We start from the raw sequence: 10,170 nt of genomic DNA on the forward strand, positions 1-10,170 counted from the left end.
CGTCGCCGGATGCTGACAAGTGGCGGGCAGGCAGCGCTTGACCGGCTGCTTGCAAAGCTCGGCCCGGCTTCTCTCGTCGCTTTGCTGGCGACGCTTGTTTTGCTGTTCGGATTTCAGGGCGAGCAGATCATCGCGCAGCCGGCCATCATCGGCCTGCTGGCAGTGCCGATCCTGATTCAGGTCTATTTCAACTCCGGCCTTGCCTATCTGCTCAACCGGCTTGCCGGCGAACAACATTGCGTTGCCGGTCCCTCGGCGCTGATCGGCGCGTCAAATTTCTTCGAACTGGCGGTTGCCGCCGCCATCAGCCTGTTCGGTTTTCACTCGGGTGCGGCGCTCGCCACCGTTGTCGGGGTGCTGATTGAAGTGCCGGTGATGCTCTCGGTCGTCTGGATCGTGAACCGCTCCAAAGGCTGGTATGAGCGTGGCGGCAAGGTGTCCGAACTCGCGAAAGAGCAGCGTTGATGCCGGACGATCTTCCCAATCTTGATGCCGGCTGCGTTGATACTCCCAGCCTTGGTCGGCTGCGCGTAACCGACCCTTCTACCCATCCGCCGCGTATCCTGCTGCTTTATGGCTCGCTCCGCGAGCGATCCTACAGCCGTTTCCTGACATTCGAGGCCGAGCGCCTGCTGAAACACTTTGGCGCGGAAACACGCGTCTTCGATCCGCATGGCCTGCCATTGCCGGACGGCGCCGAGGTCAGGCATCCGAAAGTGCAGGAACTGCGAGAGCTCTCGCTCTGGTCGGAAGGCCAGGTCTGGACCAGCCCGGAGCGGCACGGCGCAATGAGCGCGGTGATGAAGGCGCAGATCGACTGGATTCCCCTTTCGGTCGGCGCGGTAAGGCCAACGCAGGGCCGGACACTCGCGGTGATGCAGGTCTCCGGCGGCTCGCAGAGCTTCAACGCCGTCAACCAGATGCGTGTGCTCGGCCGCTGGATGCGCATGGTGACGATCCCCAACCAGTCCTCCGTCGCCAAGGCCTTTCAGGAGTTCGACGATGCGGGCCGGATGAAACCGTCCTCCTATTATGATCGAGTGGTCGACGTAATGGAGGAACTGATGAAGTTTACGCTTCTGACGCGCGACGTCTCACCCTACCTGACCGACCGCTATTCCGAGCGCAAGGAGAGCGGCGAGGCCCTGATGCAGCGGGTCAATCTGACGGCTGCAACCTGAGAATCTATCCCGCGCCGATCGCACGTCATCGCTCGCAAGAATGCCCCAACCAACGAGGTCCCTTGAATGGATCATAGCCCGCAACAGTCGCAAGGAAGCGTCTCCGAGGTATTCCGCGCATTCCTGAAGCTGGGGCTCACCTCCTTCGGTGGACCGATCGCACATCTGGGCTATTTCCGGGACGAGCTGGTGACGCGGCGAAAATGGCTGAGCGAAAGCGCATATACCGATTTGGTGGCACTGTGCCAGTTCCTGCCCGGTCCGGCTTCCAGCCAGGTCGGCTTTGCTCTTGGTCTGACGCGGGCGGGATGGCTCGGCGCGTTCGCAGCTTTCCTCGCCTTCACCCTGCCATCGGCCATGATCCTTCTTGCGCTTGCCATGACGGCTACGCGGCTGGAAAGCCCGTTAGCGCTTGGCGTCCTACATGGTCTCAAGATCGTCGCCGTCGCCATCGTGGCGCAAGCCGTGTGGGGCATGGCAAAAAACCTGTGCCCCGATAAGGAGCGCGCCACGATCGCGGTCGTGGCCGTGCTTCTGCTTGCCTGGGCGCCGGGAGCGATCGGGATGATGGCGGCCATACTGCTGGGCGCACTTGCCGGGCTGGCTCTTGGCAAAGGACAGGTCACGATTGGCGAGCATCTGCCTGTGCCGGTTTCACGCAAAGCCGGACTGATGGCCTTCGCGCTGTTCGTCGCCCTACTGATTGGCCTGCCGGTCCTAGCGGGGCAAGCGCAAGGATGGGCGCTGGCGGACAGCTTCTTTCGTGCCGGCTCGCTTGTCTTTGGTGGCGGACATGTCGTGTTGCCGCTGTTACAGGCTGAAACGGTCACGCCAGGATGGGTGTCCGATGATGCCTTCCTTGCGGGTTATGGCGCAGCGCAGGCGGTCCCCGGACCGCTCTTTACCTTTGCCGCCTGGCTCGGAGCGGTCATGGGACCGGCGCCGAACGGCGTGGCCGGCGCGACGATCGCTCTTGTCGCACTTTTCCTGCCGGGCTTCCTGATCCTGATCGGGGCGTTGCCCTTCTGGGATCAACTGCGCCGTAAGACGTGGGCGCAGTCGGCCATGCAGGGCGCCAATGCCGCAGTCGTCGGAATCCTCGGCGCTGCGCTTTATTCGCCTGTCTTCACCAGCGCGATCGGAGGCATGCCGGATTTCGCACTGGCCTTGATTTGTTTCGTGGCGCTGATGGCCTGGAAAGCTCCGCCATGGGTCGTCGTGTTGCTGGCGGCCGTGGGTGGAGCTGCGCTTAGCCTGTTGATGTAAGGCGGTTTCGAAAGCTATCGGGCTCACTCTGTCAAACCCGAGGTAGCACGATGCTGAATTGTGTCGCGCCACGCCAACGCTAGCCGGCGAGATCCAAGCCCAGCGACATCAGGGAGAGTTTCTGCACAGCCTGGGGGGTCTCCCCGCAGAAGGGGTCGGCCGAGACCAGAGGGCTCGACCGCAGGGGAAGGCTTTCCCCACCATCTGAACAAGCAGTTGATTGACTCTAGATTTGACAAATCTGCGAACGGTAGTTGGGCAGGACGGTACTTCAACGGGGCAGGTCAAAGTCATCGGCCCGCAGTTGCGGCGTAACCGCTGTTTTCAGGCCACGGCCTTGAGCGGCTGGGGCGCGTAGGCCCAGGGCAGCAGGTCGTCGATCTGGCTCTGAGGATGACCGGCGACGATGCGGGCGATGACGTCGCCGAGATAGGCTTGCGGGTCGATGGCGTTGAGCTTGCAGGTCTCCACCAGCGAGGCGATGACAGCCCAGTGCTCGCCGCCACCGTCTGAGCCGGCGAAGAGCGCGTTCTTGCGATTGAGCGCGATCGGCCGGATGGCGCGCTCGACGATGTTGGAGTCGATCTCGACGCGGCCGTCGTCGAGGAAGCGGGAGAGGCCCTGCCAGCGCGAGAGGGCGTAGCGGATGGCCTCGGCGAGCTTGCTCTTCTGGCTGACGAGGCCGAGCTTCTCCTTGAGCCATGGCTCCAGCGCCGCGACGATGGGGCGGCTCCTGGCCTGCCGGGCAGCGCGACGTTCCTCGTCCGAGCAGCCGCGGGTGTTGGCCTCGACCTGGTAGAGAGCCGCGATGCGCACGAGCGCTTCCGTGGCGATCGGCGCCGGGCCGGATTGAGCGAGTTCGTAGAACTTGCGCCGGACGTGGCTCCAGCAGAACGCCAGGCTCACCGCGTTGCGCTCGGCCAGGATCTTGTAGCCTGCGTAGCCATCGACCTGGAGCGTGCCCACGAAGCCCTGAAGATGCCGGATCGGCTGCTCGGCCTTGCGGTCGGGAGCATAGAGATAGGCCACGCCAGGCGGATCCGACCCGCTGTGAGATCGCCTGCAATGTTGCCCCTGTGAGGGGCGCTTATCGCGTTGAAGGTTAGCCCCCCTGTTATTGGCTCTGGCTGATCCTTCCGGTTTTTCGGAAGGGTCCGGGGATGACGGGTGTGGAGACGATCGCGCGGATCCGGTTCGAGCATCACTGGAACGGCAAGGGGATCAAGCGGATCGCGCGCGAACTGGGCATTGCGCGCGACACGGTTCGCAAAGTGCTTCGCTCCGGTGCGACCGAGTTTGCCTACAAGCGCGAGGTCCAGCCGCAGCGGAAGCTCGGAGCCTGGGTGGAGGCGCTGACTGGCATCCTCGAGGCCGAAGATCGGCTGCCCCGGCGTGAGCGCCGCTCGACGATCCGGCTTTTCGAGGAACTGCGCGGGCGCGGATATGACGGAGCGCATGACAGCGTCCATCGGTTTGTAAAGGCCTGGCGTGCCGATCGCGCCCGGCTGCCGGCGCAGGCTTTCATCCCGCTGCGATTTGATCCTGGCGAAGCCTATCAGTTCGACTGGAGCCACGAGGCGATCGAGCTTCACGGCCTGCCCGTCGTGGTGAAGGTCGCGCAGATGCGGCTTTCCTATAGCCGCATGCCGATCGTGCGCGCCTATTTCCGCGAGACGCAGGAGATGGTCTTCGATGCACACGACAAGGCTTTCGCCTTCTATGGCGGGGTCTGCCGGCGCGGCATCTATGACAACATGAAGACGGCGGTGGAGACGGTCTTCGTCGGGCGCGCCCGGGAGTACAATCGGCGCTTTCTGCAGATGTGCTCGCATCATCTCGTCGAGCCGGTGGCCTGCACGCCGGCGGCCGGCTGGGAGAAGGGCCAGGTCGAGAACCAGGTTGGCACCATCCGCGACCTGCTGTTCCGGCCACGGCCGAAGGTGAAGACACTCGATGAGCTGAACGCCTGGCTTGCCGATCAGTGCATGGCCTATGCCCGGCGGGCGAAGCACCCTGAGTTCCGCGACCGGTTTGTCATCGAGGTCTTCGAGGAGGAGAAGGCGCGGCTGATGCCGTATCTAGGGCCCTTCGCCGGCTTCGCCGAGAAGCCGATGCGGGCGACCACGACCTGCCTGATCACGCATGACCGCAACAAGTACAGCGTCGATGCCCGAGCCGCTGGCCGCGCCGTGCTGGTACGCACCTATGCAGATCGGATCGTCGTGCTGCTCGACGGTGAGACGGTCGCCGATCACCCGCGCAGCTTCAAGCGCGACCAGGTCGTCTACGACCCCTGGCACTATCTGCCGGTGCTGATGCGCAAGCCCGGCGCCCTGCGCAACGGCGCCCCGTTCAAGGACTGGGATTTGCCGGCGCCGCTCACCGCGGTGCGCGAGAAGCTGCGGCGTCATGCCGATGGTGACCGCCAGTTCGTGAAGATCCTCGGCCGCGTCCCCGAAGACGGCATTGCCGCGGTGGCGGAGGCCTGCGCCGAGGCGCTCGCGGCCGGCATCGCCAGCGGCGACGTCGTCATGGCGATCCTGGCGCGACGTCGTCAGCCGCCGGTGCCCCAGAGCATCACCACGCCCGACGCTCTCAAGCTCAAGACCGAGCCAGTCGCCGACTGCGCCCGATACGACAACCTGCGTAGGAGAAGGGAAGCTGCCTGATGGAACGGCACCAACTGATCGAGGCGATGACCAGCCTCAAGCTCTATGGCATGCGCGCCAGCTTCGACGAGATCGCCGGCAAGGGCCTGAGTCGGCGTGAGGAGATCTATCCCCTCTTGGCGAGCTTGGTCCGCGCGGAGCTGACCCATCGCCAGTCCCGCTCGATCAACTATCGCATCAGCGGCGCCAGATTCCCGATGCTGAAGGATATCGACGCCTTCGTCTTCGAGAACACGCCCGTCGATGAAGGCCAGATCCGCGAACTCGCCACCGGCGACTTCATCGACGCCAAGCGCAATCTGATCCTGATCGGCGGCACCGGTACCGGAAAGACCCATCTTGCCATCGCGATCGCGGCCGCCGTCATCCGGGCGCGGGCCCGCGGCCGCTTCTTCAATCTGGTCGATCTGGTCAATCAGCTCGAACAGGAGAAGGCCGCTGGCAAGAGCGGGCGCATCGTCGAGACCTTGCTGCGCCACGATCTCATCGTCATCGACGAACTGGGCTACCTGCCGTTCAGCCAGGCCGGCGCCCAGTTGCTCTTCCACCTGATCAGCAAGCTCTATGAGAACACCTCGGTCATCATCACAACCAATCTCGCCTTTGCCGATTGGCCCCAGGTGTTCACCGACGCCAAAATGACGACCGCGATGCTCGATCGGCTCACGCATCATTGCGATATCATCGAGACCGGCAACGAGAGCTGGCGCTTCAAAAACCGCGCCTGACCACGTCATCCTCCGTCGCGCACTGAACGCCGAAATCGCCCCGGCCGAGCAACCCCGACCAGCTCAGCCGGGGCGACCTCGGCACGTCGGCGCAGGTCCCAAGGGGGCTGAACTTCAACGCGATAAGGGGGCTAGCCTTCAACGCGATTTGACACGGCAAGCTCACTCATCTCAAATTCCTTCCGTGTCATTTGGTTGTGAAGACTGATGGGGTGTCAGGCGAAGGCTGGGCTTCGCAAAAGCGCTCGGGACGACGTCGCTCCTGCAGTCGTCCTCTGAGCCGCCATGAGGCGGTCAGCCGAAGACTTCCGCTGCGTGCATGAGGTCGGTGTATTCTTTAATTTGAGCAATCTTTCCGTCGCGGACGACAATCAGAAAGTGGTAGTCGTTATCGTAGATTTTGCCGGACTTGGTGGTTGCGTGGGACCGCACCTCAGCCGCGACCCGGTCATCCTCGGCGACCATGCCGATGACCTTCATTTCAAGCCCGCCGTCGAGCGTTTCGTAGAGACCCTCCCAGATACTTCCCATCTGTCCCTTCGTCTTGACGCCGGCACCGGCGAACAGGTGCGGCTTGCCGGCGATCGTCCACGTCGCCTCTTCGGCCATCATGTCGAGCAGTTCGGCGAAGGCCGAGCGCTCGAAAAGGGTCATGAACTCTCGGACGATGCGCTTGTTTTCTCCGATGCTCATTGCCGGTCCTTTCAATGGTGTGAAGTCGGTTGGACGCTCATCGCGTCCCAACCCGCCCCTCCCGTGCGCACCGCGCTCAAAAAACCATTTCGCGCAGGTCATCCCGATCGCCGAAGAGGGGCCGAGCCAATCGGAAACGCTCTTCGGCGCGGGGCATCCAACGTCGCGGACTCAGTCGTTCCTGACGATCAGCTTCTTGCCGCTATGACTGCCGTCGAAGAGCGTCAGGAGCGTTTCGGGGAGCTTTTCGAAACCGTCGACGAACTCCTCGCCGTACTTGATCTTGCCGCTCGCGACCAAGGGGGTCATCTCGGCCAGGAATTCAGGGAAGGTGTCCGTGACGTAGGGCGTCGCAAACGCCTTGATGCTGACGAACCTGTAGTGGATCAGGGTGATCAACCTCGGCAGGTGGTCCGTCCCCTTCGGCAGCTCGGTGTCGCTGTAGTCTGCGATCGTGCCGCAGATGGTCATCTTCGCGTTCGTGTTGAAATATTCCATCAGCACGGGGAAGATCGGGCCGCCGACATTCTCGAAGAACGAATCGATGCCGTCGGGCAGCGCGCGCTTGATCTGCTTCTTGAAGTCGTCGGCCTTGTAGTCGATGGCCTCGTCCAGGCCGAGATCATCCTTAAGATAAGCAACTTTCGCGGCCCCGCCCGCGACACCGACGACGCGAAGCCCGCGCAGCTTCCCGAGCTGAGCCGCCGCTGATCCAACTGAGCCAGCGGCGCCGGTTACGACCAAGGTGCCGCCCGGCTTGAAGTCATGAACCTTGGTCATGCCGTACCAAGCGCTGAACCCGGTCAGACCCAACGGGCCGAGCGCGGTCGAGAGCGGAGCCACTTCGGCGTCCAGCTTGCGGAGGTCGGACCCGTCCGAAACCGCATAATCCTGCCAGCCCGACCAAGTCTGAACATGATCGCCGATGGCAAAATCGGGGTTCCTGCTTTCCTCGACCACCGCCACCGTCGGCCCACCCATGGGGTCGCCGATGTTGATCGCAGGCCATTCGGATGAGCCGTTGCCCATCAGGTTACGCTGATAGGGATCGATCGAGAGAAGTGTGTTCCGAAACAGGACCTCGCCGTCTTTCAGCGATGGAACTGCGCTCTCCACGAGCTTGAAATCGCTGAGCTTGGCACGGCCTTCCGGGCGCGCGGCCAGAATGTACCGGCGGTTCGGCTTGTTCGCCATCTTGATTCCTTCTCTCATTAGATGTAATGATCGTTATGTAACGAGCATTATGATATGAGCTTTGGTCAGTCAAGCGAATTGGTAACGATCATTATGAAAACGATTGGAAGAAGCGATGGGACGCGCTCGAACGTTTGACGTGGAGAAGGCGCTCGAAGCCGCGCTCAGCATTTTCTGGCGCAAGGGATACGAAGGCACGTCCTACGCGGACTTGGTGGCGGCGACCGGGGTCGAGCGACCAGCGCTCTATTCCGCTTTCGGCAATAAGGAGGCACTCTTCCTCCGAGCGCTCGGGCGGTACAGCGAGCACTACGCCAATTATGTGTCGGAAGCGTTGGATCTAAAGACATCGCGAGAGGTTGCGGCGAGCTTCCTGGCGGGAGCGGCCGATCTCAGCACGCGCTTTCCGGATCGTACCGGATGTCTCGGTATAAACGGCGCCCTTGCCGCATCGGATGACGCGGAGTGCGCGCGGCTGGCGTTGATCGAATGGCGCGCGCAGGGCGAAGCCTCGCTGCGACATCGCTTCGAAAGAGCGAAGCACGATGGGGATCTGCCAGCAGATGCGGACGCCGCGGTGCTCGCCGCCTACCTGTTGGCGGTTGCGCATGGGATGGCGGTGCAGGCCAAAGCTGGTTTTCCGAGAGAGGTGCTGATGGCTGTAGGCAAGCAGGCCCTGAGTACCTGGCCTTCGAGGGACTGATTGACCGTGGCTATGGTGCGGTTGACCGCGTCTGAAGCCTTTGAGCGCTGGGCGATCAGCTTCACCAGTTGATGGGATTTAGCACAGCATGGCGGTCTCCCTTCGGAAGGCGTCGGCCGAAACCATAGGCGCGACCCCAGGCGGAGGCTCCCCCTCCTAGCGCTCCCAAGAATTCCGATGTTCTGCGCGAAGAAAGAGTGCGGACGAACGGGGGATCAATCTGCTATCAGGGGCCGAGCCATTCCGCGATGAAGGACGATTACTCTCGGCCCATCAGCTACACTAACGGCCGGGGAGGATTGTCATGGATTTCGAGGATCTCGTTACGGCGCTGTCGCCGCCGCCAAACCGGGTCGGAAAATCCGACGGCGAACACGAACACCATCTCTACGAGGGCGCGGTGATGGTCGCCTATGCCATGCACCTGTTGCGGACGCAGGATACCCGACACGTCCGTGTTCACCCCGATGGAGAGCACGGCAAGCAGTTCGACTTCGCGGCCTGGCTGCTTCGACGCGACTTCATCAAGGTCTCCAGTGTCGGCACCACCAGCTATGGCGGCACATACCGGAACGCTGCGGGCCAGAAGATCACCGTCAATCCAAAGTCGGGGCTGGGTGATGTGGTCGCGGAGGTCGGCAGCCACGTCATCTCGGCCGAGTGCAAAGGCGGGATCATCAACACAAGGCATCCGGGTCAGATGTCCCGGCTCTACAAAGGTCTGTGCGAGACGGTCGGCATGCTGATGGCAACGCCATCGCAAGGGCGGCAGATTGCTGTCGTGCCTTTCACGGAAAGCACCTTGCGTCTGGCGGAACGACTAGCGCCGCGCTGCGCGCTCGCCGGCATCGAGATCGCCCTGGTCGGAAGCCGCGGCGAGGTCAGGGACGTGCGGCCGGTCCCGGTCTTGGAGTGAGACTGTAGGGCGGGCGCACCATCGGCGAGACGACAGAAGACAAGGAAGGGTGAGAGTTGATGAAGCGCGTGCTGACGGTCGGGGTCACATATACCGGCGAGAAAATCGAAGGTGTCGAGATTGAAAATCTCGGACTGTGCCAGGCTGGGGTAGATAAGGCGCGCGCGGCGTTTCCGCTCTACGAGTACGACACGATCATCATCAATCCGCAGAGCTATTCTCATTTCCTGTTCGGTGCCGAGGGGGAGTTCTCGAACGAGCCCAACGAACTGGGAAAGCTCAAGCGCCAGAACGACAGTTACGATATCGACGCTGCGTTCGACGCCGAGGACCGGGAAAAGGAGATGGAGGCGGCGATCGCGGCCGGCGCTACCGTGGTCTGGTGCCTGTCGGAGCCGAAGCGGATGAATTTCTTCGGCTATCGCGAAACCCATCTGGGTTACGCGGCGCCGAAGGTTGCCGGGCTGGTGAAGCGTTCGGCCCTGCTGGTGAAGAAAGGCCGGCGGATGGGCACGATCGATCACGACAGCCCGTTCGTGCGCTATTTCGATGTTCTGTCGAAGACAGGCTGGAGCTTGTGTCTATCCGACCCGGCCGAGGGCATGACCTCGATCGCATCGACGCCGGAGGGCTATAGCCTTGGCGGCCATGTCGTGCGGGGAACGACGGTCGGATGGCTGCTGACGCCGCCGACGTCGGCAGAAGCCGAGAACCAACTGGTGCGGGATGGCCTAGCGCTTGAAAAGGCCGATCCGGCGCACGAGAAATATCACGGGATTTTTCTGAGCCACACCGGCGTCGACAAGCCGTTCGTGCGCCG

10 protein-coding genes and 1 pseudogene are annotated in these 10,170 nt (G+C 62.7%); 8 read left to right on the forward strand and 3 right to left on the reverse strand.

Annotated features, from left to right (window positions below):
• The 3 genes from LH128_RS05350 to chrA all read left to right on the forward strand — a co-directional run.
• A partial coding sequence (locus LH128_RS05350; RefSeq protein WP_008828563.1) for an arsenic resistance protein occupies nt 1-465 on the forward strand: 465 nt, incomplete at its 5' end.
• Nucleotides 465-1,181, forward strand: a complete 717-nt coding sequence (gene arsH / locus LH128_RS05355) for an arsenical resistance protein ArsH (protein WP_008828564.1) — start codon at nt 465-467, stop codon at nt 1,179-1,181. The genes LH128_RS05350 and arsH, both read left to right, overlap by 1 nt.
• 66 nt (nt 1,182-1,247) lie before the next feature.
• Nucleotides 1,248-2,447 carry a chromate efflux transporter gene (gene chrA / locus LH128_RS05360; RefSeq protein ID WP_008828565.1) on the forward strand — a complete coding sequence of 400 codons (1,200 nt, stop codon included), beginning with the start codon at nt 1,248-1,250 and terminating at the stop codon, nt 2,445-2,447.
• A 324-nt stretch (nt 2,448-2,771) separates the two neighbouring features.
• Here chrA and tnpC read toward each other — a convergent pair.
• Nucleotides 2,772-3,506, reverse strand: a pseudogene (tnpC, locus tag LH128_RS05365) (IS66 family transposase); the annotation flags it as partial.
• A 101-nt stretch (nt 3,507-3,607) separates the two neighbouring features.
• On the opposite strand from tnpC, the gene istA reads away from it, so the two are divergent.
• Both istA and istB read left to right on the forward strand, forming a co-directional pair.
• Nucleotides 3,608-5,116: an IS21 family transposase gene (gene istA, locus LH128_RS05370; RefSeq protein ID WP_008828567.1), complete on the forward strand. Its 1,509-nt coding sequence runs from the start codon at nt 3,608-3,610 to the stop codon at nt 5,114-5,116.
• Entirely contained in the window at nt 5,116-5,844 is a 729-nt protein-coding gene (istB, locus tag LH128_RS05375) for an IS21-like element helper ATPase IstB (RefSeq protein WP_008828568.1), read from the forward strand. Before istA ends, istB begins: the two co-directional genes overlap by 1 nt.
• 294 nt (nt 5,845-6,138) lie before the next feature.
• Here istB and LH128_RS05380 read toward each other — a convergent pair whose 3' ends face one another.
• Both LH128_RS05380 and LH128_RS05385 read right to left on the reverse strand, forming a co-directional pair.
• Nucleotides 6,139-6,537, reverse strand: a complete 399-nt coding sequence (locus LH128_RS05380) for a nuclear transport factor 2 family protein (protein ID WP_008828570.1) — start codon at nt 6,535-6,537, stop codon at nt 6,139-6,141.
• Between the two features lie 171 nt (nt 6,538-6,708).
• On the reverse strand, nt 6,709-7,731 hold the full coding sequence (locus tag LH128_RS05385; RefSeq protein WP_008828571.1) for an NADP-dependent oxidoreductase: 1,023 nt from the start codon (nt 7,729-7,731) through the stop codon (nt 6,709-6,711).
• Nucleotides 7,732-7,870: 139 nt separating this feature from the next.
• Between LH128_RS05385 and LH128_RS05390 the strand changes: the two genes are divergently transcribed.
• The 3 genes from LH128_RS05390 to LH128_RS05400 all read left to right on the forward strand — a co-directional run.
• Nucleotides 7,871-8,434 (forward strand): TetR/AcrR family transcriptional regulator, encoded by a 564-nt coding sequence (locus LH128_RS05390; protein ID WP_202950088.1) that lies wholly within the window; start codon nt 7,871-7,873, stop codon nt 8,432-8,434.
• Between the two features lie 304 nt (nt 8,435-8,738).
• On the forward strand, nt 8,739-9,350 hold the full coding sequence (locus LH128_RS05395; RefSeq protein WP_008828573.1) for a hypothetical protein: 612 nt from the start codon (nt 8,739-8,741) through the stop codon (nt 9,348-9,350).
• Nucleotides 9,351-9,409: 59 nt separating this feature from the next.
• Nucleotides 9,410-10,170 (forward strand): hypothetical protein (locus LH128_RS05400; protein WP_008828574.1); only part of this gene is annotated, 761 nt, incomplete at its 3' end.

It is taken from the genome of Sphingomonas sp. LH128 (assembly GCF_000293195.2).
GTDB classification, from domain to species: domain Bacteria; phylum Pseudomonadota; class Alphaproteobacteria; order Sphingomonadales; family Sphingomonadaceae; genus Novosphingobium; species Novosphingobium resinovorum_A.

Bases quoted from the DNA above. Each gene is read 5' to 3' on its own strand.
- arsH (WP_008828564.1), top strand. From the start codon at position 465: ATGCCGGACGATCTTCCCAATCTTGATGCCGGCTGCGTTGATACTCCC.
- chrA (WP_008828565.1), top strand. From the start codon at position 1,248: ATGGATCATAGCCCGCAACAGTCGCAAGGAAGCGTCTCCGAGGTATTC.
- istA (WP_008828567.1), top strand. From the start codon at position 3,608: ATGACGGGTGTGGAGACGATCGCGCGGATCCGGTTCGAGCATCACTGG.
- istB (WP_008828568.1), top strand. From the start codon at position 5,116: ATGGAACGGCACCAACTGATCGAGGCGATGACCAGCCTCAAGCTCTAT.
- LH128_RS05380 (WP_008828570.1), bottom strand. From the start codon at position 6,537: ATGAGCATCGGAGAAAACAAGCGCATCGTCCGAGAGTTCATGACCCTT.
- LH128_RS05385 (WP_008828571.1), bottom strand. From the start codon at position 7,731: ATGGCGAACAAGCCGAACCGCCGGTACATTCTGGCCGCGCGCCCGGAA.
- LH128_RS05395 (WP_008828573.1), top strand. From the start codon at position 8,739: ATGGATTTCGAGGATCTCGTTACGGCGCTGTCGCCGCCGCCAAACCGG.